General features: G+C 68.0%; 26 protein-coding genes. 13 read left to right on the plus strand and 13 right to left on the minus strand.

The genetic code is table 11. The features are described 5' to 3' along the window. Window positions 1-16 precede the first annotated feature (16 nt). The 5 genes from fumC to fabA all read right to left on the minus strand — a co-directional run bounded on the left by fumC (window position 17) and on the right by fabA (window position 4,777). Window positions 17-1,408 (minus strand): class II fumarate hydratase, encoded by a 1,392-nt coding sequence (fumC, locus tag NPA30_RS01320; RefSeq protein ID WP_256800524.1) that lies wholly within the window; start codon window positions 1,406-1,408, stop codon window positions 17-19. A gap of 177 nt (window positions 1,409-1,585) precedes the next feature. Next, window positions 1,586-1,750 carry a CsbD family protein gene (locus NPA30_RS01325; protein ID WP_372338751.1) on the minus strand — a complete coding sequence of 55 codons (165 nt, stop codon included), beginning with the start codon at window positions 1,748-1,750 and terminating at the stop codon, window positions 1,586-1,588. A 292-nt stretch (window positions 1,751-2,042) separates the two neighbouring features. Further along, the gene (gene fabI, locus NPA30_RS01330) at window positions 2,043-2,906 is read right to left on the minus strand and encodes an enoyl-ACP reductase FabI (protein WP_256800526.1); all 864 of its coding nucleotides are present in this window, start codon (window positions 2,904-2,906) and stop codon (window positions 2,043-2,045) included. 11 nt (window positions 2,907-2,917) lie between these two features. Then, window positions 2,918-4,135, minus strand: a complete 1,218-nt coding sequence (fabB, locus tag NPA30_RS01335) for a beta-ketoacyl-ACP synthase I (protein ID WP_256800527.1) — start codon at window positions 4,133-4,135, stop codon at window positions 2,918-2,920. A 102-nt stretch (window positions 4,136-4,237) separates the two neighbouring features. Beyond that, entirely contained in the window at window positions 4,238-4,777 is a 540-nt protein-coding gene (gene fabA / locus NPA30_RS01340; protein ID WP_256800528.1) for a 3-hydroxyacyl-[acyl-carrier-protein] dehydratase FabA, read from the minus strand. Between the two features lie 202 nt (window positions 4,778-4,979). Between fabA and NPA30_RS01345 the strand changes: the two genes are divergently transcribed. From NPA30_RS01345 to NPA30_RS01365, 5 genes are all read left to right on the plus strand, one after another. After that, complete coding sequence (locus NPA30_RS01345) at window positions 4,980-5,423, plus strand: hypothetical protein (RefSeq protein WP_256800529.1); 444 nt, start codon at window positions 4,980-4,982, stop codon at window positions 5,421-5,423. Between the two features lie 137 nt (window positions 5,424-5,560). After that, window positions 5,561-6,667: a TRAP transporter substrate-binding protein gene (locus NPA30_RS01350; protein ID WP_256800530.1), complete on the plus strand. Its 1,107-nt coding sequence runs from the start codon at window positions 5,561-5,563 to the stop codon at window positions 6,665-6,667. A 174-nt stretch (window positions 6,668-6,841) separates the two neighbouring features. Continuing rightward, complete coding sequence (locus NPA30_RS01355; RefSeq protein WP_256800531.1) at window positions 6,842-7,174, plus strand: nucleotidyltransferase family protein; 333 nt, start codon at window positions 6,842-6,844, stop codon at window positions 7,172-7,174. 249 nt (window positions 7,175-7,423) lie between these two features. After that, window positions 7,424-8,533, plus strand: a complete 1,110-nt coding sequence (locus NPA30_RS01360; protein WP_256800532.1) for a TRAP transporter substrate-binding protein — start codon at window positions 7,424-7,426, stop codon at window positions 8,531-8,533. A gap of 319 nt (window positions 8,534-8,852) precedes the next feature. Next, window positions 8,853-9,548 carry a chromosome partitioning protein ParA gene (locus NPA30_RS01365; RefSeq protein ID WP_256800533.1) on the plus strand — a complete coding sequence of 232 codons (696 nt, stop codon included), beginning with the start codon at window positions 8,853-8,855 and terminating at the stop codon, window positions 9,546-9,548. Window positions 9,549-9,623: 75 nt separating this feature from the next. Here the strand turns inward: NPA30_RS01365 and NPA30_RS01370 are convergent, their stop codons facing one another. Beyond that, on the minus strand, window positions 9,624-11,600 hold the full coding sequence (locus NPA30_RS01370) for a TRAP transporter large permease (RefSeq protein ID WP_256800534.1): 1,977 nt from the start codon (window positions 11,598-11,600) through the stop codon (window positions 9,624-9,626). Further along, window positions 11,597-12,214 (minus strand): TRAP transporter small permease subunit, encoded by a 618-nt coding sequence (locus tag NPA30_RS01375; RefSeq protein ID WP_256800536.1) that lies wholly within the window; start codon window positions 12,212-12,214, stop codon window positions 11,597-11,599. Before NPA30_RS01375 ends, NPA30_RS01370 begins: the two co-directional genes overlap by 4 nt. Window positions 12,215-12,474: 260 nt before the next feature. Between NPA30_RS01375 and NPA30_RS01380 the strand changes: the two genes are divergently transcribed. Next, window positions 12,475-12,984 (plus strand): regulatory protein RecX, encoded by a 510-nt coding sequence (locus tag NPA30_RS01380; RefSeq protein WP_256800537.1) that lies wholly within the window; start codon window positions 12,475-12,477, stop codon window positions 12,982-12,984. Between the two features lie 175 nt (window positions 12,985-13,159). After that, window positions 13,160-13,723, plus strand: coding sequence for a type 1 glutamine amidotransferase domain-containing protein (locus NPA30_RS01385; RefSeq protein WP_256800538.1), 564 nt, complete (start codon window positions 13,160-13,162; stop codon window positions 13,721-13,723). Between the two features lie 75 nt (window positions 13,724-13,798). Here the strand turns inward: NPA30_RS01385 and NPA30_RS01390 are convergent, their stop codons facing one another. After that, window positions 13,799-14,329 carry a PadR family transcriptional regulator gene (locus NPA30_RS01390; protein ID WP_256800539.1) on the minus strand — a complete coding sequence of 177 codons (531 nt, stop codon included), beginning with the start codon at window positions 14,327-14,329 and terminating at the stop codon, window positions 13,799-13,801. Between the two features lie 320 nt (window positions 14,330-14,649). Between NPA30_RS01390 and NPA30_RS01395 the strand changes: the two genes are divergently transcribed. Genes NPA30_RS01395 through NPA30_RS01410 form a run of 4 tightly spaced genes read left to right on the plus strand, consistent with a single transcriptional unit; the run spans window position 14,650 to window position 17,922 of the window. Beyond that, on the plus strand, window positions 14,650-14,883 hold the full coding sequence (locus NPA30_RS01395) for an aa3-type cytochrome c oxidase subunit IV (protein ID WP_256800540.1): 234 nt from the start codon (window positions 14,650-14,652) through the stop codon (window positions 14,881-14,883). A 57-nt stretch (window positions 14,884-14,940) separates the two neighbouring features. Then, the gene (locus tag NPA30_RS01400; RefSeq protein WP_256800541.1) at window positions 14,941-16,098 is read left to right on the plus strand and encodes a Re/Si-specific NAD(P)(+) transhydrogenase subunit alpha; all 1,158 of its coding nucleotides are present in this window, start codon (window positions 14,941-14,943) and stop codon (window positions 16,096-16,098) included. After that, window positions 16,098-16,511, plus strand: a complete 414-nt coding sequence (locus NPA30_RS01405; protein WP_256800542.1) for a proton-translocating transhydrogenase family protein — start codon at window positions 16,098-16,100, stop codon at window positions 16,509-16,511. Before NPA30_RS01400 ends, NPA30_RS01405 begins: the two co-directional genes overlap by 1 nt. A 10-nt stretch (window positions 16,512-16,521) precedes the next feature. Further along, window positions 16,522-17,922 carry an NAD(P)(+) transhydrogenase (Re/Si-specific) subunit beta gene (locus NPA30_RS01410; RefSeq protein ID WP_256800543.1) on the plus strand — a complete coding sequence of 467 codons (1,401 nt, stop codon included), beginning with the start codon at window positions 16,522-16,524 and terminating at the stop codon, window positions 17,920-17,922. 83 nt (window positions 17,923-18,005) lie between these two features. On the opposite strand, the gene NPA30_RS01415 is transcribed toward NPA30_RS01410, so the two are convergent. The 4 genes from NPA30_RS01415 to NPA30_RS01430 form a co-directional block, all read right to left on the minus strand. Beyond that, the gene (locus tag NPA30_RS01415; RefSeq protein ID WP_256800544.1) at window positions 18,006-18,539 is read right to left on the minus strand and encodes a DUF992 domain-containing protein; all 534 of its coding nucleotides are present in this window, start codon (window positions 18,537-18,539) and stop codon (window positions 18,006-18,008) included. A gap of 156 nt (window positions 18,540-18,695) precedes the next feature. Next, complete coding sequence (locus NPA30_RS01420) at window positions 18,696-19,556, minus strand: tetratricopeptide repeat protein (RefSeq protein WP_256801524.1); 861 nt, start codon at window positions 19,554-19,556, stop codon at window positions 18,696-18,698. A gap of 215 nt (window positions 19,557-19,771) precedes the next feature. Further along, the gene (gene rpsU / locus NPA30_RS01425; protein ID WP_256801525.1) at window positions 19,772-19,999 is read right to left on the minus strand and encodes a 30S ribosomal protein S21; all 228 of its coding nucleotides are present in this window, start codon (window positions 19,997-19,999) and stop codon (window positions 19,772-19,774) included. Window positions 20,000-20,127: 128 nt separating this feature from the next. Beyond that, window positions 20,128-22,143 (minus strand): FUSC family protein, encoded by a 2,016-nt coding sequence (locus tag NPA30_RS01430; RefSeq protein ID WP_256800545.1) that lies wholly within the window; start codon window positions 22,141-22,143, stop codon window positions 20,128-20,130. 219 nt (window positions 22,144-22,362) lie between these two features. Here NPA30_RS01430 and NPA30_RS01435 point away from each other — a divergent pair, with 219 nt between their 5' ends. Continuing rightward, window positions 22,363-23,280 carry a hypothetical protein gene (locus tag NPA30_RS01435; protein ID WP_256800546.1) on the plus strand — a complete coding sequence of 306 codons (918 nt, stop codon included), beginning with the start codon at window positions 22,363-22,365 and terminating at the stop codon, window positions 23,278-23,280. A gap of 14 nt (window positions 23,281-23,294) precedes the next feature. On the opposite strand, the gene NPA30_RS01440 is transcribed toward NPA30_RS01435, so the two are convergent. Beyond that, window positions 23,295-23,738, minus strand: a complete 444-nt coding sequence (locus NPA30_RS01440; RefSeq protein WP_256800547.1) for a hypothetical protein — start codon at window positions 23,736-23,738, stop codon at window positions 23,295-23,297. A 108-nt stretch (window positions 23,739-23,846) separates the two neighbouring features. Here NPA30_RS01440 and NPA30_RS01445 point away from each other — a divergent pair, with 108 nt between their 5' ends. Continuing rightward, on the plus strand, window positions 23,847-24,758 hold the full coding sequence (locus NPA30_RS01445) for a class I fructose-bisphosphate aldolase (RefSeq protein ID WP_256800548.1): 912 nt from the start codon (window positions 23,847-23,849) through the stop codon (window positions 24,756-24,758). The last annotated feature ends 27 nt before the right edge of the window (window positions 24,759-24,785 follow it).

Genomic DNA, 24,785 nt, shown 5'->3' on the forward strand with positions numbered 1-24,785 from the left:
GCCCCAAGATCTCGATTCAGCCCGGCCGGACCATGGCCGCGGGATCGACGATCCGCTCGTAGTCTTCGGCCGAGACGAGGCCGGAGGCGATGGCCTCCTCCCGCAGGGTCGTGCCCTTCTTGTGGGCGGTCTTGGCGATCGTGGCGGCATTGTCGTAGCCGATGGTCGGCGCCAGCGCCGTCACCAGCATCAGCGACTGCTCCATCAGGTCGCGAATGCGCGCCTCGTTAGCCTCGATGCCGTCGACGCAGTGCTCGGCGAAGCTGACCATGCCGTCGGCGAGGAGCCGGATCGAGGACAGCACCGCGTTGGCGATCACCGGCTTGAAGACGTTCAGCTCGAAATGACCCTGGCTCGAGGCGACCGTCACCGTCGTCGCGTGGCCGAAGATCTCGGTCGCCACCATCGTCAGCGCTTCGGCCTGGGTCGGGTTGACCTTGCCCGGCATGATCGAGGAGCCGGGCTCGTTTTCCGGCAGCGACAGCTCGCCGAGACCGGAGCGCGGGCCGGAGCCGAGGAAGCGGATGTCGTTGGCGATCTTGAAGAGATCGGTCGCGAGCGCGTTGAGGCTGCCGTGGAAGAAGGCGAGGGCGCCATGCGAGGCGAGCGCCTCGAACTTGTTCTCCGCTGTGCGGAAGGGCTCGCCGGTGAGGCTCGCGATCTCGCGCGCCACGGCTTCGTCGAAGCCAACCGGTGAGTTGAGGCCGGTGCCGACCGCCGTGCCGCCCTGGGCGAGGGCGTGGACGCCGTCGAGTGCCGCAACGATCCGCTGCCGACCGAGCTTCAGGGCCGCGACATAGCCAGAAAATTCCTGGCCGAGCGTCACCGGCGTCGCGTCCTGAGTGTGGGTGCGGCCGATCTTGATGATCGAGGCGAAGGCGTCCGCCTTCTTGGCGAGCGCCGCTTCCAGCCGGTCCAGCGCGGGCAGCAGGCGGCGCTTGGCCTCCAGCACCGTCGCCACATGCATCGCCGTCGGGAAGGTGTCGTTCGACGACTGGCTCATGTTGACGTGGTCGTTCGGATGGATCGGCTTCTTCGACCCCATCTCACCGCCGAGCATCTCGATCGCGCGGTTCGAGATCACCTCGTTGACGTTCATGTTGGTCTGGGTGCCCGAACCGGTCTGGTAGACGACGAGCGGGAAATGGTCGTCGAGCTTGCCGGCGATGATCTCGTCGGCGGCCGACTGGATGGCGGCCGACAGCTCCGGCTGCAGCGTGCCGGCGGCGGCGTTGACGTGGGCTGCGGCCTTCTTGATGAGCGCCATGGCGTGGATCAGCGGGATCGGCTGGCGATCGGTGCCGATCTTGAAGTTGTTGCGCGAACGCTCGGTCTGCGCGCCCCAGTAGCGATCGCTCGCCACCTCGATCGGTCCAAAGGAATCGGTCTCTCGCCGCGTCTCGCTCATCGTTTCCGCCCATTCGTTGAGGGCCGCCGGACGCAGGCGTCCAGCAGCCGGTGGCGGATACCTATTCCGCTTTGGCGCGCAGCAAAACCCCTCCGGCAGCAGGCGCGCGACACGGCACAAAGAAAACGGCCGCCCCTTGCGGAGCGGCCGTCGTCCCTTTCGACGCGATGGATGCGCTCAGTCGAGCTGATCCTTCACCGCGTCCTTCACCTTGCCGTAGTTCTTCTGGGTCTTGCCCTCGGCCTGATCCACGACGCCTTCGGCCTCCATGTCGCGGTTGCCGGTCGCGCGGCCGACGCTTTCCTTGATGTTGCCGCCGACCTCCTTGAGGCCACCCTTCATTTCGTTCTTGTCCATGACGGATCTCCCGTTATCGGTCTGCCCATCGGCAGGTCGTGAAATCAACGGCTTTGCTGAGCTTCCGTTCCGCCTGCGACACTGCTGCAGGTCGGGACATGGGACCTGAGATCCGGCCGCCCTTGAGCCGGCGGATCACCGCGCCGACGCTGCGAACCGGCCGCCGGCAGAGGTTTCAGTGCGGAGGCACGGGGAACAACGCGCCGGTTCCCCGACAGCCGGACGGGCAGAGCGTTCAGCGACTGGTGGGCGGTCCGGCGCGGATGATGCGCAGTGGTTACTTCAACGGCGCTTCGCCTGCGGGCACGTCGCCGACCGGCTCGCCGGCGAGAACCGCTCGTCGCTCCTGCGCCTTCAACTCCTCGAGCGCCGGCATCGACATGATGTTGTAGCCGGAATCGACGAAGTGGACCTCGCCGGTGACCCCGTTCGCCAGCTCCGACAGAAGGTACAGCACCGAGCCGCCGACCTCCTGGATTGTGACGTTGCGCCGGAGCGGACCGTTCTTGCGCTGGTAGTTGAACATCAGCCGCGCGTCGGACACGCCGGCGCCGGCGAGCGTGCGGACCGGGCCGGCCGAAACGGCGTTGACGCGGATGTTGCGCGGCCCGAAGTCGGCGGCGAGGTAGCGCACAGAGGCTTCGAGCGCCGCCTTGGCGACGCCCATCACGTTGTAGTTCGGCATCACCCGGGTCGAGCCGCCATAGGTGAGGGTCACCAGCGAGCCGCCGTTCGGCATCAGGTCGACCGCCCGGCGCGACAACTCGGTGAAGGAGTAGCAGGAGATCAGCATCGTGCGCACGAAGTTCTCGCGCGTGGTGTCGGCGTAGAGCCCCTTCAGCTCGTTCTTGTCGGAAAAGGCGATCGCGTGGACCAGGAAATCGATCGAGCCCCAAGCCTGGCGGAGGCTGTCGAAGACCGCGTCCAGCGAGCGCTCGTCCTCCACGTCGCAGGGCAGCACCAGCTTGGAGCCGATCTCGTCGGCGAGCGGGCGCACCCGCTTGCCGAACGCCTCGCCCTGGTAGGTGAGGGCGATTTCCGCTCCGTTGGCGGCCAGCGCCTTGGCCGCGCCCCAGGCGATCGAGTTGTGGTTGGCGACGCCCATCACGAGGCCGCGCTTGCCTTTCATCAGGTCGCTCATCCCGGTCTCTCTCAGTTCTCGACGCGCTGGAACACGAGCGAAGCGTTGGTACCGCCGAACCCGAACGAATTGGACAGGACGCGCTCCAGCCGGACACCGTCGACGCGCTCGCGCACGATCGGGATGCCGGCAAACTCCGGGTCGAGCTCGTCGATGTGGGCGCTCTTGGCGATGAAGCCGTCACGCAGCATCAGGAGGCAGTAGATCGCCTCCTGCACGCCGGTGGCGCCCTGCGAATGGCCGGTCAGCGCCTTGGTGCCGGAGATCGGCGGGATCCGCTCGCCGAAGACCTCGCGGATCGCCTGGATCTCCATGCGGTCGCCGACGGTGGTCGAGGTCGCGTGCGGATTGATGTAGTCGATCGGACCCTCGAGACCGGCCAGCGCCATCTTCATGCAGCGCACCGCGCCCTCGCCGGAGGGCGCCACCATGTCGGCGCCGTCCGAGGTGGCGCCGTAGCCGACGATCTCGCCGAGAATCCTCGCGCCACGCGCCTTGGCGTGCTCGTACTCCTCCAGCACCAGCACGCCGGCGCCGCCGGCGATGACGAAGCCGTCGCGGCCCGCATCGTAGGGGCGCGACGCCTCGGATGGCCTGTCGTTGTAGCCGGACGATAGCGCTCCCATCGCGTCGAACAGCACGCTGAGGGTCCAGTGGAGGTCCTCGCAGCCGCCGGCGAATACGACGTCCTGCTTGCCGAGTTGGATCTGCTCGTAGGCGTTGCCGATGCAGTGGCTGGAGGTCGAGCAGGCCGACGAGATCGAGTAGTTGACGCCCTTGATCTTGAACCAGGTGGCGAGCGTCGCCGACGCGGTCGAGGACATCGCCTTCGGCACCACCGTCGGGCCGACCTTGCGGGGGCCCTTGTCGCGGGTGATGTCCGCCGCCGCGACGATCGACTGGGTCGACGAGCCGCCCGAACCCATGATGATGCCGGTGCGTTCGTTCGAGACCTCGCCCGGCTCGAGGCCGGCATCGGCGATCGCCTGTTCCATCGCGACGTGGTTCCAGGCGGTGCCGCCGCCGTGGAAGCGCAGCGCCCGGCGGTCGAGCACCTGCGAGGGATCGAGCGTCGGCTTGCCGTGCACGTGGCAACGGAAGCCGAGTTCGGCATATTCGGGGGCGAAGCTGATGCCGGAGCGCGCTTCCTTCAGCGAGGCGGCCACCTCATCGACCGTATTGCCGATGGAGGACACGATCCCCATCCCGGTCACGACGACCCGTCTCATCCCTGTTCCTCCATCATGGTCTCTTGCGCACGGCACAGGCCGGCGAGGGAGGCTCCTGGCGAGCCTCCGTCAGCGCTCATCTGGTGCGCGAGCTCACCAGTTTCACGAGGCCTGGCCGGCCGCCGCGCCCGAATCCTCGTCGCGGAAGAGGCCGACGCGCAATCCGCTCGCCTGGTAGATCACCTCGCCATCGGCCTTCATCCAGCCATCGGCGATGCCGAGCTTCAGCCGCGAGCGCATCACCCGCTTGAAGTCGACCCCGTATTCGACCCGGCTGACGCGCGGGGTGACCTGGCCGGTGAACTTCACCTCGCCGACACCGAGCGCGCGGCCGCGCCCCTCCTCGCCGAGCCAGCCGAGGAAGAACCCGGTCAGCTGCCACAGGGCATCGACGCCGAGGCAGCCCGGCATCACCGGATCGCCTTCGAAGTGGCAGCCGAAGAACCAGAGGTCCGGCCGGATGTCGAACTCGGCGCGGATCATGCCCTTGCCGAACTCGCCGCCCGCCTCCGAAACTTCGGTGATGCGGTCGAACATCAGCATGGGGGGCAGCGGGAGCTGGGCATTGCCGGCGCCGAACAACTGCCCGTGACCACAGGCCAGAAGGTCCTCGTAGTCATATCGCGTCTTGCGTGTCGCCATCGTCTCGTTCCAAAACCTCCCGGGTCGTGCGCGAGTATAGGATTGGCGACGCCCTTAGCACGCCTCTTCCCACAGGCAAACCGGCGGCCGAGGTCGCGTCCGGACCGTCTCGTCCTCCGGTCGGAGCGGCGCACGAAGGCTGGGCCGCGCCCTCCAAGGCGGATCGCAGTCGTCGGGAGGGGGCGATTTCAGGGAGCACAGCGTGCGCTGGTTGTGGATCATCGGGGCTCTCGTGCTGTTCGCCCCTGTCCGGGTACAGGCCGCGGCATGGACCGCCGACACCAGGGGTGCGCTGGCGAGCGCCGGCCTCGACGCCGACGGCGCATCACTTCGCCTCGTCTGCCAGCGGGGCGACGGGCGGCTCGACCTGCGCGTCGCCGCCGCCGACTGGCATTTTGCGCCCGCCGCTCCGGCGACGATCGCCGCCTCGGTGGACCTCACCGCCTACATTCTGGAGGGGCGGGCCGAGGCCGACGATCCTCACGCGCTCCTCCATCGCGCCAGCTTCGAGGCGATGACCGAGCTCCTGTCGGCGCTGAAGGGCGGGCACGAGGTGGAGATCGCGACGCCGCAGGGGCGTCTACTTCTGCCCCTGACGGGTTCGTCGAAGGCCATCGCCGCGCTGGAAGCCGCCTGCCGCGGCTGACACGGCGCGATGACGCGCACCGCTTGCCTTTTGTCGACGGAGGTTTAAGGGTTTGCGCCGCTCGCGCCGGACTGGAGGCTGGCGCCGAGCTTTCCCGCACCGCCGCCGCCTATCACACCATCATCGGGAGGACACCCATGGATCGCCGCTCGTTCATCAAGAGAGCCGGCCTCGCCGGCGCCGCCGCAGCCGGAACCGCAGGCCTTGCCGCCCCCGCCATCGCGCAGGACAAGCCGAAGGTCACCTGGCGCATGACCTCGTCGTTTCCGAAGTCGCTGGAGACGATCTTCGGCACCTCGGTGAAGATGGCACAGTACGTGCGCGATGCGACGGACGGCAATTTCGACATTCAGGTGTTCGCGGCCGGCGAAATCGTTCCCGGCCTGCAGGCGCTCGACTCGGTGCAGTCGAACACCGTCGAGCTCGCGCACACGGCGACCTACTACTATGTCGGAAAGGATCCGGCCTACGCGCTCGGCACCGCCGTGCCGTTCGGCCTCAACGCCCGCCAGATGAACGCCTGGTTCTACTATGGCGGCGGCAACGACCTGATGAACGACTTCCTCGGCAAGAACGGCCTTTACGGCCTGCCCTGCGGCAACACCGGCGCCCAGATGGGCGGCTGGTACCGCAAGGAGATCAACACGGTCGACGATCTGAAGGGGCTGAAGCTGCGCATCAGCGGCCTGGCCGGAACGGTCGCCGAGAAGCTCGGCGTCGTGCCGCAGCAGATCCCGGCCGCCGACATCTACCCCGCGCTGGAGCGCGGCACGCTCGACGCAGTCGAATTCGTCGGTCCCTACGACGACGAGAAGCTCGGCTTCTACAAGGTGGCCAAGTACTACTACTACCCGGCCTGGTGGGAAGGCGGCGCCGCGCTGCACGCGCTCGTCAACATGGACCGCTGGAACGAGCTGCCGAAGACCTACCAGGCGATCCTCACCGCCGCCTGCCAGGCGGCGAACTGCGACATGCTCGCCTCCTACGACCAGAAGAACCCGCCGGCGATCAAGCGGCTCCTGGCCGAGGGCGCGCAGCTGCGCGGCTTCAGCCAGGAGATCATGCAGGCCTCCTATGACGCCGCCAAGGAGACCTTCGAGGGGATCATGGCGAAGAACGAGGCCTTCAAGACGCTCTACGAGAGCCAGCAGGCCTTCAAGCGTGATTCGTACCTGTGGCTGCAGATGGCCGAGTACAGCTTCGACACCTTCATGATGATCCAGCAGCGCAACGGCACGCTCTGACGAGCGACGCGCCTTCGACATGATCGGCGGGCGGCCTTCGGGCCGCCCGTTTTCGCTGGGACACGGGCGGATACCTCGCAGAGCGCGCGTCTGCCGGCTATAGGGAGCTGGGCCGGCATCGCCTGTCGGATGAATGGTCCTCTCGGGAGAGCGACAATCGATGCGCCGGACAAGGTGCCCGTCGCGGTCACGACGCTGAACGAACGCAAGGCCGCTGAAGCCGCCCGGCGCAAGGCTGCGGCTGGTCGGATCGTCACAAACCTGCACTCTGCTGCGGCGCCGCTCGGGGGCCGATACGTCGTCTTCGGATCCTACGTGGTCGATGCAATGCGCTTCGACAGCGACCTGGACATCCTCCTCGACTTCCCCCCGGAGCGGACCGGCGAGGCGTGGCGGATCGCGGAGGATGCGGCCGCATCGGCGGATCTGCCGGTCGATCTCCACGATGCGCGAACTTCGCGGCCAAGCTTCGTCGCGCGCGTCGCAACGGGACTGGTGCTGTCGTGACCGATGCCCGCTGGCTCGACGTGGACGATGATGTCGCTGCCGCCACACGACACTTCTCCAATGCGGCCGGTCTCTCCGACGAGTGTCATGGGAGAGGACCTTGGACGCGATCGACTCGCCCGTGGGTCACCACCGCGCGAGCCTCGATAATCCTGTGGCCCCGCGCGGTTTGATAACGTATCGGGAGGTTGCCATACTGATGCGCAGACGCGCCTGCGAAGGCGGGCGCGGCAGAGGAGGAAGAGTTTCATGGACCGTCGTAAGTTTCTGACCAGCGGTGCGATCGGCACGGCCGCCGCCGCCACGCTTGCCGCTCCGGCGATCGCGCAGACGATGCCGAAGGTGCAGTGGCGCTGCACGTCGTCCTTCCCGAAGTCGCTCGACACGATCTACGGCGGCGCGGAAGACCTCGCAAAGTACGTGCGCGAGGCGACCGACGGCAATTTCGACATCCAGACCTTCGCCGCGGGCGAGATCGTCCCCGGCCTGCAGGCGGCCGACGCGGTCACCGGCGGCACCGTGCAGATGTGCCATACGGCCTCGTACTACTATGTCGGCAAGGACCCGACCTGGGCGCTCGGCGGCGCCGTGCCGTTCGCGCTGAACGCCCGCGGCATGCATGCCTGGCTCTACTACGGCGGCGGCAACGACCTCCTGAACGAGTTCTTCGAGGGCCAGGGCCTCCACTACCTTCCGGGCGGCAACACCGGCACGCAGATGGGCGGCTGGTTCCGGCGCGAGATCAACTCGGTGCAGGACCTGAACGGCCTGAAGATGCGAATCGCCGGTCTCGCCGGCCAGGTGATGGGCAAGCTCGGCGTGATCCCGCAGCAGATCGCCGGTGGCGACATCTACCCCTCGCTCGAGCGCGGCACCATCGACGCGGCCGAGTGGATCGGCCCCTATGACGACGAGAAGCTCGGGTTCCAGAAGGTCGCGCCGTTCTACTACTATCCCGGCTGGTGGGAGGGCTGCCTGTCGCTCTGCTTCTTCATCAACAAGGGCGAGTGGGACAAGCTGCCGGACACCTACAAGAGTCTGCTCGGCACGGCGAGCCGCGCCGCGACGCTCGAGATGCTGTCGGAGTACGACTACAAGAACCCGGCGGCGCTGAAGCGTCTCGTCGGCGCCGGCGCGCAGCTGCGCCCCTTCCCGCAGGACGTGATGAACGCGGCCTTCGACGCGGCCCAGCAGGTCTACGCCGAGATCAACGGCAAGAACCCGGCCTTCAAGAAGATCTACGACTCGATGACCGGCTTCCGGGCCGACACCTATCTTTGGCAGCAGGTCGCCGAATACACCTTCGACACCTTCATGATGATCAAGCAGCGCTCCGGCGCCTTGAACCCGCAGGGCTGATCCAGCCTCTCGTCGTGTCGCTATTGCGGCCCCGGCACCGCGCCGGGGCCGCTCGCGTTCTGCCTCGGCTTGCGCGGGACTGGCGCTTCCAGCCCCTGATAATTCAGCCGGTTGATCAAGGTTAAGCCCTTGTCAATGCAGGTTAACAAAGCCTGAACCCTCCGGGCGGCGCAGCTTCACGCGCGCAACTGCCCAAGATCGCCGGCCTCGCCCGGCCGTGATCCAGCTTCGAGCTTCTTTCATGTCGCAAGACGTCGCCCGCGGTGGCGGTCTGACCGGCGCCGAGCGGACAACAGGCTCTCGCGAAAGAAGCAACCTCATGATCCCTGTCATCTCGATCGGTACCCTGAAGACCTCCGGCACCACGACCCTGTCGCTGACCCTTGCCAGCGTCGCTGCTGCGGCCGAAATCCCGACCGTCATCGTGGACGCCGCCAGGGATGCCGATCTCGGCAACTGGTCGCGCATGGCGGGGCGCCCGCCCCGCATCAGCGTCGAACGGGTGGAAGACGACACCGCACTCGAGCGCTGCGTGCGTGCGGCCCGGCGCCGCGGCGACTTCGTCGTCATCGACTGCGGGGACACCGCCGCCGCGATCACCGCCGGGGCTCGCCTGGCAGACCGGGCGATCGTGCCGGTGCGCTTCTCGCCGCTCTCGGCCCACGCGGCTGTCGCCACCGACCGGATCCTCGCCGCCGACGTCGACGGCGGGCGTCCCGGCCGCGACCGCTGCTTTGCCGCCTGCGGCATGACGGCGATCCCCAGCCGCATCGCCCGCACGCTCGAGGCGATCATCGACCAGAGCCCGACGCGCAAGCTCGACATCGGCCTCGTCCAGCGCGCGGCCTACGAGGCGCCCTTCCTGCATGGCGGCACCATCTTCACCCTCGCCGACGAGATCGCGCCCGGTCTCGACCGGGCCCGCGCGGAGGCGGCGAGCTTCGCCTTCGAGGTCGGGGTGCTCGGCACCACGCAGACCGCGTCGGCCCTGGCGGAGGTCGCCCAGGCGGCCTGATGTCCGCAAGACCGCTGCAAATGGAAAGGCCCGCGCCATCGGTGCGGGCCTTGCTGTTCTGCGGCGGCTCTCGCCTCAGTTGAACTTCGGCGGCTGCGACAGGTCCGTCGCCGGATCGGGGGTCGGTGTCGACCCATTGCCCGGCGTCGTCTGCGGCCCCGCGTCGGTGCCGCCGAAATTCGGCAGCGGCGTCGCAATCGGGTTCGGGCTCGCCGGCGGCAGGCCGAGGGGCGGCAGGCCGAGCGGATTGTTCTCCTGCGGCGCGGCAGACGACGCGCCGGCCGACGACGCCGGCGGTTGCTGCTGCGGCAGTCCGAGCGGCGGCAGGCCGAGCGGATTGTTGCCACCGGCACCGCTGCCTCCGCCCTGCTGCGGGAAGCCGAGCGGCGGCAGGCCGAACTGGTTGCTCCCGGCGCCTCCCTGGCCGCCGCCGCCCAGCGGCGGCAGCACCAGCTGCTGCGAGGGCGGTGTCACCGGAGCCGGCGACTTGTAGCGCAGCGCCATGCCGGGGAAGAGGATGGTGAGCCCGACCATGATCACCTGGATGATCACGAAGGGCACCGAGCCCCAGTAGATCTGCCCGGTGGTGATCCCTTCGGTGCGCTTGCCCGTGACCTTGTCGATGTAGCTGCCGCGCGGCGCCACCGAGCGCAGGTAGAACAGTGCAAAGCCGAAGGGCGGGTGCATGAAGCTCGTCTGCATGTTGATGGCGAGCAGGATGCCGAACCAGACCAAGTCGATGCCGAGCTTGTCGGCGATCGGGCCGAGCAGCGGCACGATGATGAAGGCCAGCTCGAAGAAGTCGAGGAAGAAGGCGAGGACGAAGACGAGGATGTTGACGACGATCAGGAAGCCGGTCTCCCCGCCCGGCACCGAGGTCAGAAGCTCCTCGACCCAGAGATGGCCGTTGACGCCGTAGAAGGTGAGCGAGAAGACCCGCGCACCGATCAGGATGAAGATCACGAAGGCCGAGAGCTTCGTCGTCGCCTCCATCGCCTGCACCAGCAGGTCATAGGAGAAGCGGCGCTTGGCGAAGGCGAGGATCAGCGCGCCGACCGCGCCCATCGCACCGCCCTCGGTCGGTGTCGCGACGCCGAGGAAGATCGTGCCGAGGACGAGGAAGATCAGCGCCAGCGGCGGGATCATCACGATGATCACCTGCTGGGCGAGATAGGACATGATCTTCAGGTTGAAGACGCGGTTCGCGACCGCTGCGGCATAGACCACGAGGACGCCGAAGACGGCGCCCCAGATGCCGGCGGCCTGCGGCACCCGCGGCTCGAACCACAGCGTCGCCGCATAGGACAGGCCGACCGCGACGGCGAGCGCCACGAACAGCGACAGGACGCCGGAGCCGAGCGTGCGCGCCGCGACCGGGATCGCCGGCGCACTGTCCTTTCTGAACATCGAGACGAGGAAGATGTAGCCCACATAGAGGCTGGTCAGGACGATGCCCGGCACGATCGCAGCCGAGTACATGTCGCCGACCGAGCGGCCGAGCTGGTCGGCGAGCACGATCAGCACCAGCGAGGGCGGAATGATCTGCGCCAGGGTGCCGGAGGCGGCGATGATGCCGGTCGCCACCCGCCGGTCGTAACCGTAGCGCAGCATGATCGGCAGCGAGATCAGGCCCATGGCGATCACCGATGCGGCGACGACGCCGGTCGTCGCGGCAAGCAGCGCGCCGACGAAGACGACGGCATAGGCGAGGCCGCCGCGCACCGGCCCAAACAGCTGGCCGATGGTGTCGAGGAGATCCTCGGCCATGCCGGAGCGTTCGAGGATCAGGCCCATGAAGGTGAAGAACGGGATCGCCAGCAGCGTGTCGTTGGACATCACGCGGCTGCCGTAGAAATTGTCCGGCAGGGCGTTGAGGAGCGGCCAGAAGAGGTTGATCTCGCCGCCGGAATAAGGGGTCAGCTCGACGCCGATGACGAAGAACAGGAGGCCGTTGGCGGCGAGCGAGAAGGCGACGGGGTAGCCCAGCAGGAGAAAGATCACCAGCGAGGCGAACATGATCGGCGCGAGGTTGTGCGCGATGAGCTCGATCATCGGACGTGCTCCTGGTGCACCGTCGCCGGCTCGCCGGCGCCTTCGCCCGGAGCGGTCGCCAGCATTTCATCGGCCGCGGGGTCGGGGTGCTGCTGCGGGGTCGGATCCGGAATGCCGGCGAAGAGCACGCCGGCGCGCTTGATGATCTCGGAGAAGGCCTGCGCCAGCAGGAGGATGAATCCCGCGAGCAGCAGCGCCTTGGCCGGCCAGACGATCAGGCCGCCGGCATTCGGCGAGTACTCGCCAGACCGGTAGGACAGCGAGACATAGGGGATCAGCAGCCAGACCATGAGGATCAGGAAGGGCAGCAGCATGACGATGTGGCCGATCAGGTCGATCCAGTCGCGCGTGCGCTTCTTCAGCCGGCCGGAGACGATGTCGACGCGGATGTGCTCGTTGTTCTGCAGCGTCCAGGCAGCGGCCAGCATGAACACTGCGCCGAACAGGTACCACTGCAGTTCAAGCCAGGCGTTGGATGAAAGGTCGAAGGCCTTGCGCACGATGGCGTTGCCGGCACTCACCAGAACCGCGACGAGCACCATCCAGGACACGCCCCGACCGATCCAGCGGGTCACCGCATCGATGCCGCGCGAGAGCGTAAGCAGCGCCGTCATGATCTCCTCCAAGCAAGTCCGCGCGGGCCATCACCGGCATCCATGCGCTCTCGGCCCGCGTCGACACGCCGGCCGAAGTCGCACGGCGGCTGCCTCGAAGGCAGCCACTTCTTCGTTGCCGGAGGACTGAAGGACGCTTTAGACCAGCCGGATGACGATGTCCGAACCCGTTCGGGCTGGTTAGTTAGATTCCGAATCGGGTGCAAGTCCATTTGAGCCGCATGAGCCAACGGGGAGCACGACAGCAGAAGGCGAGGCCGGTGACGTCGGAGTGGCTGTTCAAGGCGGCGGCGCACTATCTCGAGCGCTACAGCTCGACGGCGGCCAACCTGCAGCGCGTGCTCGAGCGCAAGGTCGCCCGGCGCACGGCCACCGCCGCGACGGCGGATGTGGAGCCTGCGGCGGCAGATCACGGCGCGCTCGTCGCCGCGACGGTCGCGCGCTTCGTCGAACTCGGCCTTCTCGACGACCGCAGCTTTGCCGACGCCAAGCTCGCGACGCTGCGCCGTCGCGGCGCCTCCACGCGCATGGCGGCCGCCAAGCTTGCGCAGAAGGGCGTCGAGCGGGGGATGGTCGAGGCGGTGCTCGCCGCCGACGAGACGAGCGATCGGGAGGCGGCGTTCGCCTTCGTCAAGCGGCGACGCTTCGGGCCGTATCGCACCCGGGATCGGGAGGCACGGCGGGAGAAGGACATTGCGGCGGTCATGCGCGCCGGGTTCTCCTATGCCGATGCCGTGGCGGCCGTCGATGCCGAACAGAGTGACGGCTGAGGTCTCGCCACGCCCAATTCATGTGGTCGGGCAAAGACTTCAAGGGTGCGTCACGCCGTGCTGCGGAACCCGGATGGCCGCCAGCCGTTGACTTCACGAACCCCGATCATCGCGACGCTGCCGGCATCCACGACCCTGGATCTGCGCGGCGCGTCCCACCGTAAGGAGGCACATCATGCCGAAGATCACCGAAGCCAAGATCGCGATCCTCGCCACCGACGGTTTCGAGCAGGCGGAGCTGACCGTGCCGCTCGCCAAGCTCAAGCAGGCAGGCGCCGACGTGCACGTCGTCTCACTCGAGGCCGGCACCATCAAGGGCTGGGACAAGGATCACTGGGGCGACACCGTGCCCGTCGATCGCGTCCTGTCCGACGTGAAGGTGGCCGACTACGACGCGCTCGTCCTGCCCGGCGGCCAGATCAACCCGGACAAGCTGCGTGCCGAAGACTCGGCGGTCACGTTCGTGCGTGAGTTCTTCAACTCCAAGAAGCCGCTCGCCGCGATCTGTCATGCTCCGTGGCTTCTGATCGAGGCCGGCGTCATCGAGGGCCGCGACGTAACCTCCTACAATTCGATCAAGACCGACGTGAAAAACGCCGGCGGCAACTGGATGGACAAGGAGGTCGTGGTCGACAAGGGCCTGATCACCTCGCGCAACCCGGGCGATCTGGAGGCGTTCGTCGCCAAGATCGTCGAGGAGGTGCAGGAGGGTCCGCACCAGCAGCGTCAGGCGGCCTGACCCCCGCTGCATTGTAGAAGAATGGCCGGCGCCCGGGGCGCCGGCCATTCTTTTTGCGTGAACGCCGGGTCAGCGTCAGAGCTGCTCGATCTTGCGTGCCACCTCGTCGATCAGCCGCACCGCCTCGTTGACCTTCTCCCGATCGACCCGCTCGCGCATGCGATTGCCGACGACCGTCCAGAGGTTCATCATCGCACGGCGCAGCGGCATCGCGCCGCCTCGATCCTGCTGGTCGCGCAGCGCGTCAAGGCGGGCGAGCACGGCGACCACCTCGTCGGCGTGCTCCTCCAGATGGCGCGTACCGTCTTCCGTCACCGCAAACAGCTTGCGCGGCTGCTCGGTCGCCTGCTCGGCGATCAGGCCCATGTCGCTGAGCAAGGTCAGCGTCGGATAGACGACGCCCGGGCTCGGCGCATAGACGCCGCCCGTCCGCTCCTCGATCGCCCGGATCAGGTCGTAGCCGTGCCGCGGCTCGTCGGCGATCAGCTTCAGCAGCACCAGCCGCAGCTCGTTTCCGTCGAACATGCGCCGGCGTCCGCCGAAGCGGCCGCCGCCGCGCATGTCGCCGAAGTCCATGCTGTCGCGGCCGAAGCGGGCCGCTTGCATGGCGCGCCAGTCCTGGCCGCAGCCGTGATCTTCACGCCGGTGATGATGTCCCATTCCAAATCGCATTTCCAAAATCCTTTTCAACGCTTTCGATCGGCTCAAGATATATCTTATAACTTCTAGATACAAGAGACCTGGCGGGGGCGCTCCTCGGAGTCGGGGGTGCGGCGCCGGCTCGCGGTGCAGGGCATCAGGAATGGTCGGGTGTCACGGGGCCAGCAGGGCCCCGCGTGGCGGTAGCGTCCGCGCATACCGATTGCCACCGCCGTCCCGCTTCGTGTATGTGGCCAGAACGAGGCATCGCGAGGGGAGGGCCGACCATGGCCGAGCACAGCGCCGACCACGGCTACGATTTCAGCAAGCCGGCTGAGATGGACTACCCGCAGCATGAGGCGACCTACGAGCTCTTCCTCGCCACCTTCAAATGGGGCGCGATCTTCGTCATCGCGCTCATGCTCGGGATGGCGGTCGGCCTCGTCGGCTCCGGCGGCATCTTCGGCGGTCTCTTCACCTTCATCGTCGCCCTCGTCGTGGCGTATGTCCTGGCGCGCTGACCGCTCCGCCTGATCCCGGACGCCCTTGGCGTCTGCAAGCGCGAGGGGAGGCGTCGCTTGAGAGTTTTCGTTGCCAGAGAGATTGACCCGGCAGAGCCGCGCGTCGCGGCCTCGCCGGATACGGTGAAGCGGCTGGTCGGCGTGGGCGCCGAGGTCGTCGTCGAGCGCGGTGCAGGCGAGGGATCGCGGATCCCGGACGACGCCTTTGCGGCTGCCGGCGCGACGCTCGGCGAAGCGCCGGACGCTGCGGCCGCCGATGTCGTGCTCAAGGTGCGCCGGCCGAGCGTGGACGAGGCCCGCGGCTACAAGCCGGGCGCCGCCGTCATCGGCATCCTCGACCCCTTCGGCAACGACGGCGAGATCGCTGCGCTCGCCGAGGCCGGCGTCACCGCCTTCGCCATGGAGTTGATGCCGCGCATCACCCGGGCGCAGGTGATGGACGTCCTGTCGAGCCAGGCGAACCTCGCCGGCTATCAGGCGGTGGTCGACGCGGCGGCTGTCTTCGATCGCGCCTTCCCGATGATGATGACGGCGGCGGGCACGGTGCCGGCGGCACGCGTCTTCGTCATGGGCGCCGGCGTGGCCGGCCTGCAGGCGATCGCGACCGCCCGGCGCCTCGGCGCCGTGGTCACCGCCACCGACGTACGGCCGGCGGCCAAGGAGCAGGTCGAATCGCTCGGCGCGAAGTTCGTCGCCGTCGAGGACGACGAGTTCCGCCAGGCCGAGACCGCCGGTGGCTACGCCAAGGAGATGTCGGCCGACTACCGGGCCAAGCAGGCCGAGCTCGTCGCCGCCCACATCGCCAAGCAGGACGTCGTGATCACCACCGCGTTGATCCCCGGCCGTCCCGCGCCGCGTCTGGTGACGCGGGCGATGATCGACGCGATGAAGCCGGGCTCCGTGCTGGTCGATCTGGCGGTTGAGCGCGGCGGCAACGTCGAAGGCGTCGAACCGGACGCGGTCGCGAGCGTCGGTCCGGCCAAGGTGGTCGGCCATGTCAATGTCCCCGGCCGGATCGCCGCCACGGCCTCGCTGCTTTACGCCAGGAACCTCTTCGCCTTCCTCGAGACCCTGATCGACAAGGAGACGAAGGCGCTCCGGATCGATCCCGAGGACGAGCTGGTGAAGGCGACGATGCTGACCCGGGACGGCCGCGTGGTGCATCCGCGCTTTGCGCCGGCGCCGGCCGTGGCCGCCGAGGAGGGCGTTGCCTGATGGAACATCAAACCGTCCAGAACGCGCTTGACGGGCTCGACCGGGCGAGCGTCGCGATCGGCGATGCGCGGGCCAGCATCGTTCAGCTGCACGAGCCGGTGGCGACGGCGGTCCACGCTGCCACGGGTGTCGATCCCTTCGTCTTCCACTTCGCGATCTTCGTGCTCGCGATCTTCGTCGGCTACTACGTCGTGTGGTCGGTCACCCCGGCGCTGCACACGCCGCTGATGTCGGTGACGAACGCGATCTCCTCGGTGATCGTGGTCGGCGCGCTGCTTGCGGTCGGCATCTCCGCCTCCGGTCTTGCCACGACCTTCGGCTTCGTCGGGCTGGTGCTCGCCAGCGTCAACATCTTCGGCGGCTTCCTCGTCACCCAGCGCATGCTGGCGATGTACCGCAAGAAAGAGAAGTAAGGGACGCCGGATGTCCGAGACCCTCGCCGCGTTCCTGTATCTCGTATCAGGCGTCCTGTTCATCCTGGCGCTGCGCGGCCTGTCGCATCCGACGACGAGCCGCCAGGGCAACGTCTTCGGCATGGTCGGCATGGCCGTCGCCATCCTGACGACGCTGTTCCTCGCCCGACCCTCCTTCGGCGGGCTGGTGCTGATCGTCCTCGGCATCGCCATCGGCGGCGGCACCGGCGCGGTGATCGCACGGCGCATCGCCATGACCGCGATGCCGCAGCTCGTCGCCGCCTTCCACAGCCTCGTCGGTCTCGCCGCGGTGATGGTCGCGGCCGCGGCGCTCTATGCGCCGGAGGCGCTCGGCATCGGCACGGTCGGAGCGATCCACGGCGAGGCGCTGGTGGAGATGTCGATCGGCGTCGCCATTGGCGCGATCACCTTCACCGGCTCGATCATCGCCTTCCTCAAGCTCGACGGACGGATGAGCGGCAAGCCGATCCTCCTGCCGCAGCGCCACCTCATCAACATCGCGCTCGCCGTCGTCCTGGTGCTGTGCATCGTGGGCTTCGCCACCAGCGAGAGCCACGGCCTGTTCTGGCTGATCATCCTTCTGTCGCTGGCGCTGGGTGGCCTTCTGATCGTGCCGATCGGCGGCGCCGACATGCCGGTCGTGGTCTCGATGCTGAACAGCTATTCCGGCTGGGCGGCAGCCGGCATCGGCTTCACGCTGCAGAACCTCGCGCTGATCATCACCGGCGCGCTCGTCGGCTCGTCCGGCGCGATCCTGTCCTACATCATGTGCCGGGGCATGAACCGGTCCTTCATCTCGGTGATCCTCGGCGGCTTCGGCGGCGACGCCGGGCCGGCCGGGCAGGAGGATCTCGGCGACCGCACCGTGAAGCAGGGTTCGGCCGAGGACGCGGCCTACCTCATGAAGAACGCCGCCAAGGTCATCATCGTGCCGGGCTACGGCATGGCGGTGGCGCAGGCCCAGCATGCGCTGCGCGAAATGGCCGACCAGCTGAAGCAGGCCGGCGTCGAGGTGAAGTACGCGATCCATCCGGTGGCGGGGCGCATGCCCGGCCACATGAACGTGCTCTTGGCCGAAGCCAACGTGCCCTACGACGAGGTGTTCGAGCTCGAGGACATCAATTCGGAGTTCGCCCAGGCCGATGTCGCCTTCGTCATCGGCGCCAACGACGTGACCAATCCGGCGGCGCGCGACGACAAGAGTTCGCCGATCTACGGCATGCCGATCCTGAACGTCGACCAGGCCGCGACCTGCCTCTTCGTCAAGCGTTCGCTCGGCTCGGGCTATGCCGGCATCGACAACACCCTGTTCTACAAGCCCAACACGATGATGCTCTTCGCCGACGCCAAGAAGATGGTGGAGGAGATCAACAAGGCGATGGCCGACTGATCGCCCTGCGCGTCGGATTGGAAACGCAAAGGGCCCGCCGTCGCGAGACGGCGGGCCTTCCGCTTTCGGGCGAAGTGTGGAGCTTACTTCGGCACGACGACGGTGGTGGTCGTGGTGGCCGCCGGGGCGACCGCGACCGGATGCGCCGCCTTCAGGGTGAAGTTCGTGACGCCGAGCGCCGCGTTGACACCCTCCTGCGCCTGCAGGCTGAGCGGCTGCAGGGTGAAGCCGTCGCTCGGGCCGCCGACCAGCACCTTGGCGCCGCCGCCCGCGGCGAAGGACGCGTCGGCGCTGGCGCCGACATATGTGCCGGCGAGCGAGCCCGGCTCATAGGTGTCGAGGCTGGCCGCGAGCACCGTCCAGGTCATCAGCGTCTCGCCGGTGATGCCGACGTCGAGGCCGATGTTGCTGATCGTGCCGGCATAGACCTCTTCGCCTATCGCGTCATTGGCCGGCGTGAAGGCGCAGACGACGTTGTCCGACGAGCCGATGATGAAGCCCGTGTGGCCGTCGCTGTGGCAGGTGAGGGTGCCGAGCTTGGCGTCGGCGAAGGCGGACATCGGCGCGAGGGCGGCGGCGCCGGCGGCAAGGGCCAGGGCGGCGGAGCGGAGACGCATGATGAATTCCTCTGACTGGTGAAGGTTTGCCAGCCAAATGCAGAGCGTGCCGCCTGGGTTCCGCCGCAAGTCGTGAAGGCGCCGTCAGCGTTCGTCGCAGGACGGCCTTCAGCGCTGCGACTGCAGCTGCCGCCTTGCGTGCGCTGCTCCGCGGCGTCAGGAGCCGCTGGTGCGCGACATGCCGTCCTTGGCGGGGCGGTAGCTCGGGTCGAGCTGGGCCGCCTTGGCGTAGGACTTGAAGGCGCGCGAGCGGTCGCCCTTGCGCTCGTAGACGAGCGCCTGGTTGGCCCAGTACTCGGCTTTGTTGGGATCGAGCCGCAGCGCCATGTTGAAGTCGTTCAGCGCGTTCTCGTCGTCGCCGAGCGCCAGGTAGGAGACGCCGCGGCCCGAATAGGGCTCGGGCGCGTCGGCCTGCAGCGAGATCGCCGTCGAGAAGTCCTCGATCGCCTGCTTGTGCTGACCGTCCAGCTGATAGAGCAGGCCGCGATTGTGATAGGCGCGCGGATCGGTGGTGTTGAGATCGATCGCCCGCTGGAAGTCGCGCAGCGCGTCGCGATTGCGGTTCGCCTGCCGGTAGATGTTGCCGCGACCGATATAGGCCGTGTCGTAGTTCGGGTTGATCTGCAGCGCGGCATTGTAGTCGGCAACGGCCTTGGCCGGATCGCTCATCTGCCGGTAGACCAGCGCGCGGTTGGCGTAGGCCTGGTAGAACTTCGGATCGAGCTGCAGGGCGGTGGTGAAGTCGGCGACCGCCTTATTGTAGTCGCCGGCGCGGCCATAGGCGGTGCCGCGCACGTTGTAGGCCTCCGGGTCGCGTGGATTGGCTTCGATCGTGCGGGTCAGCGAGTCGATGTTCTCGGCCGAGCCCTGCGCCTGATCGAGCCGGATCGCCTGGGCGCCGGGTCCGGCGGTCTGGCAGGCGGCGAGCAGCAGTGCCGCCCCGAGTGCCGCGAGGACCGGCCGGCACCGCCGGGGCAGGGGTCGCGTGAAGGAGGACGAGCGGGCAGTGCGGTCCATCGTTTGTGTCAAGCGCTCAGTTCCTCAAACCTCGACTGGCCGGCATCGCCGACGAATTGAAACAGCCATGCCTTCGCATGTGTCCGCTGATGCGGCGACTTCAAGACGGCGGTGGACGGTCTCGTCTCGCCTGTGACCGAAAACGCAGAAAGGGCAGCGGAGCTTTCGCCCGCCACCCGTCGATAGCCGCTACCGTTCGAAAGAGGTCGCGGCGCTCAGCGAGCCGCCCGGCCGCCCGTCATCAGGCCCTCGCGCTGCGCCCGCTTGCGGGCGAGCTTGCGCGCGCGCCGCACGGCCTCGGCCTTCTCGCGTGCCCGCTTCTCCGACGGCTTCTCGTAGAAATTGCGCATCTTCATCTCGCGGAAGATGCCTTCGCGCTGCATCTTCTTCTTCAGCGCGCGGAGAGCCTGGTCAACATTGTTGTCGCGTACGAGTACCTGCACGAAACGTTCCATCTCGAAGTTGAATGGCGGAGAGGATTGAACAACCGTACCCTCTCGCGAGGCAGCGCCCCGCAAGTGGCGTGCCTGATAGCAGGCCGACGTCTCCATGTCGAGACCTGCCGCAAGGTTCAGGTGTCGGATGACCGGCCGCTCACAGCGGCTGCGACAGGGGGCGCGACGCCCGCGATTCGTGCGAGCAGTGCCGCCAGCATGTCGAGGGCCTCGATGGCGTCGGGCGCCTGCGGCAAGGCGTCGACCTCGCCTGCCGCGCGCGGGGCAGGCGCCGCCGTCTCGGCGCTGACGAAGATGCCCCGGCGTTGCTCGCGCAGCCCGGCGACTTGCGTCCGCAGCGCGTTGATGCGCGCGACGACCGGCTCTGGCAGCGTGTGCGACTCCTCGCCTGGCTGCGTCTCGCCGAGGGTCCGGGCGAGACGGCGGGCCCAGTAGGTGCAGGCGAGGAAGCGCAGCAGCGCGCGCCGGACGGGTCCCGGCCGCCGCACGATCTGCCAGTTGCTGCCGAGCGGTCGGGCCGCGAGGGCAAGAGCCGCGTAGCGCTGGTCCACGACGCGGGACAGCGACAGGAGATCCATCGCGCCGCTGCCGGCCGTGGCCGCCGAAAGCAGGTCGTCGAGTGCGGCGAGGAAGGCGTCCGCAGCCGCGTGCGCGACGTGGCCGGTGCGGCGGGGAAAGACGAGGAAGGCGATGCCGATCCCGGCGAGCGCGCCGATCACCGTCTCCTCCAGGCGGAGCACGAGGAGGCCGGCGGTGAACTCCCCGAGCAGGCCGTACAGCAACGAAACTGCGACGGTGATGCAGAAGGTCATCACCGAATAGGAGAGCTGAAGCCAGTAGAAGGCGGCGAAGATCAGGCCGACGATCAGCACGAGCGACACGGTGGTCTGACCGTCGAGCAAGACCGCCACTGCTATTCCGGCCACGATGCCGATCAGTGTGCCGGCTGCGCGGGCCGACGCGCGCACCAGCGTATCGCCACGCGACTGCGTGTTGGTGAAGACGAGGAAGGCCGTCAGGATCGCCCAGGTCCACCGGGTCTCCGAAACCGCCTGGCCGGCCACCATCGCGATGGCGGAGGCGAGCGTCACCTGGATCGCGAGGCGCAGGGACGGGTCGCGCCATCCCGTGCCCATCCCGCCACCGCCTTGCGTCGGGGTCGGCGGCGGTGCGTCGAAGGCCTCGTCGTCGACCCGTGTCGTCGCGGCCCGCAGATCGAGGCGCGCCGCCTGCAGGCGCTCCGACGCCAGCGCGACGGCGGACGGCGGTCTCGGATCACGGCGCGCCGCCGCGTCCGGCGCCGCAAGCGCCGCGAGAAGCACCGCCTCGGCGGCCAGATGCACGTCGAAGAGTGCGGTCGCCAGCGCGCCTTCGCCACCGTCATCGTCCCGTGCGACCGCCAGAGCTGTGGCCGGCAGCAGGCCTTCGGCCCCCAGGACCGCCTCCTTCAGGCGGATCTCCGCGGCGACCGCGCGGGCGCGGGCCGACGTGTCACCGTCGCTCAGCGCACGCGTCGCCTCGACGAGCAGATCGATCCGGTGCTCGACCGCGATCAGGGTGCGGTGGAAATCCCGCGCCCGATGCTCCGGCAGAAGGTGATTGCGCACGAGATGGGCGACGATCCCGGACAGCAGCAACGCGAGGGCGACGCCCGGCAGATCGCCCGGCGACGGACGCAGATAGACGCCGAGGAAGTAGCACATGAAGGCGAACATCCCGACGGCGTTCCAGCGTGCGCCGAACCGGCGCGCATAGACCGCGACGAAGATCATCACGAGGAACAGACCGTCGGTGAGGCGCGGGCTCGTGTCGGTGAACGCGACGCACAGGGTCGAGAGGAAGCTGGCGCCGGCGGCGTAGAGACGGGTGACCAGGCGATCGCGGATCCGCGCCTCGCGCACCACGAGCGCACCCTGCATCCCGGTGATCAGCGCGATGCCGTACGCCGTCGCCGGCAGGGGCATCAGCGCGTGCACGAGGATCAGAAGGCCGGTTGTGATCAGCAGCGTCAGGGTCACGCGGGTCGCCATGCGCAGCCGCGTCAACCCGGGATCGTCGCCGGCGATCCATGAGCGCAGCCGCGCGAACGGCGATGAGCCGTGATCTGCCGGGATCGAGAGCGAGGACGTCATGGGAAGGTAAACTCGAATCGGCTGCGACCGCTCCGCCGAGACTGCCAGAAAGGAGAGGGATGCGCCGCTGCGGACCGCCCGCCGGTCGCGCCGTTTCGAAGTGCCGGGTGCGGTTGGACCGCGGGACCGGGGATGATATGCAGCTTCGATCCTTTGGGTGGCGACGGATGCACGTCAGGGTCGCAGGACCGTCGGCTGCCGCGGAGATCTGGATGGAGTGTGAAGCCGGCGTGCAGCCCGGCTGGGAGCGTGTGCGTGGATAAGAGCAACGGGATCGTCATGGGCAGCATACGCCGCATTTCGTGGGGCGCGATACTTGCCGGTGCGTTGCTGATCCTCATGCTGCACGCGATGGCATCGCTGCTCGGTCTCGGACTCGGCCTGCAGTCCGGTGGCTCCGCCGCCTCCGACGTGCGCGCCGCAGGCCTGCGGATGCTCGCCTCGCCGGCCGGGCTCTGGTCGCTCGGGTCGATTCTCGTCTCGACGCTCATCGGCGCCTATGCCGCCGGCCGGTTCGCCGGGTTTGCGAGCCGCCGCGACGGACTGCTGCACGGCCTCGTCGCGTGGATCGTGGCGACGTTGGTGCTTCTTGCGGTCCTCGGCGACGGCCGAGCCGTCCTTCTCGGCGAGCCTCTGGGCGACCTTGCCGCGGGCATCGAAGCCTTGAGGCGATCCAGTCCGGACGGCGATCCGACGACAGCCATCCCGTCAGCGGCGGGAGACGCTTACACCAACCTGTTCCAGCCGGTTGCAGCGATCCCCCTTCCGGCACCGGCCCCCGATCCGACCGCGCCTCGCGAGGCCGATACGGCCGCGCCGCTCGACGCCGACGCGCGGCGTGAAGTGGTGCTTGCGGGCATCGCCTCGGAGGCCGACGCGCAGACGCGCCATGCTGCGGTCGTCGCGGTCGCGGACGCTGCCGGTATCCCGCAGGCTGACGCGAGCGCACGCCTGGAAGCCTTCGCGAGCCGTCTGCAGGCCGTGCGTCGACAGGCAGAGGAAGCGGAGGCGCGTACAGCCCGGCGGATGTCGCGGGCAGCGCTGGCTGCATTCGTGGTTCTGCTCGCGGGACTGATTGCCGGCGCTGTCGGCGGTCTCCTTGGTGCGCCCCGAAAGCTGGTCACCGCTCAGGGTTGAGGGTTTTCCGTCGATCAGCCGAAATCGAGGAAATAACCCATCAGTGCGAGGACCGCGCCGACGATCGCCGTGGTGAGAATGACGCCACCCGGCTCGGATACGGCCGGCTCGGGTTCGGGTTCGTCATGCCGCCCGCCGCCGAGATAGAAGCTGTCCGGATCGAGCGACACCTGCTGACGGGCAGGCTCGAAGATCTGACGCTGCGCTCCGCTGAATGGGGCCGGCATCGGCTGTATCGCCAGACGGCACGGTGCATCGGCATGACCGCTCCCGACGAGGCCGTCGGCGACCTGCGGCATCTTCAGGCCGCTTCCCGGTATCAGCATCGAAGGGTCGACGCCGAACCCGGCGGGAAGGGGGTGCTCGACCTGCATGGCCTTGGGCTCCGTGAACCGATGTGGCGGAGTAACTCCGGACGAGGCCGAATCGTTCACAAAAGGTAAAGGCAAGTTCGACATGTGCGGCGGACCGGACGCCGGTGTCATACATGAAGGCATGGACAGGACGCCGATCTTCGATAGATGAAGGCCGGGGGCCATCAGGCCGACAGTGACGGGAGCGGGCGAATGTACAGAACCGACGCGGTGCGTGAGATTCTTTCCTGGTACGAGGGCGAGAATCCCGGTGTGAAGACCAACATCGCGCGCCTCCTGATGCATGGGCGCCTTGCCGGCACGGGGCGGCTGGTGATCCTGCCGGTCGACCAGGGCTTCGAGCACGGGCCGGCGCGCAGCTTCGGGCCGAACCCGGCCGCCTACGACCCGCATTACCTCTACGAGCTCGCGATCGAAGCCGGCGTCAACGGCTATGCCGCGCCGCTCGGCTCGCTGCAGCAGGGCGCCGACACCTTCGCCGGGGAGCTGCCGCTGATCCTCAAGATGAACAGCGCCAACTCGCTGACCGCGTCCGCCATTCAGGATCAGGCGGTCACCGCGTCGGTGGAGGACGCGCTGCGCCTCGGGTGCGTCGGCGTCGGCTTCACCATCTATCCCGGGTCGGACGACTTCTACGAGATGATGGAGGAGCTGCAGGAGATCTCGCTCGAGGCGAAGGCCTGTGGGCTGATGACCGTCGTCTGGTCCTATCCGCGGGGCGGCAAGATCTCCAAGGACGGGGAGACGGCGCTCGACATCGTCGCCTATGCCGCGCATATGGCCGCGCTGATCGGCGCCAACATCATCAAGGTGAAGCTGCCGACCGACATGATCGATCTGAAGGACGCCAGGGCAAGCTACGAGGGCATCGCCAGGGGCAGCATCGCGGAGCGCGTGCGCCACATCATGCAGTCCTCGTTCGGCGGCAAGCGGCTGGTGGTCTTCTCCGGCGGCGCTTCGAAGGACCGCGACGCCCTGATGGACGAGGTTCGCGGCATCCGCGACGGCGGCGGCAACGGCTCGATCATCGGCCGCAATTCCTTCCAGCGCTCCAAGCCGGAAGCGCTGGCCCTCCTCAAGGACGTCCTCGACGTCTACGCCTGAAGGCGGATCGCGGATCCGCGGCGGCCG

This window comes from Mangrovibrevibacter kandeliae, from assembly GCF_024519155.1.
GTDB classification, from domain to species: Bacteria; Pseudomonadota; Alphaproteobacteria; order Rhizobiales; family Rhizobiaceae; genus Mangrovibrevibacter; species Mangrovibrevibacter kandeliae.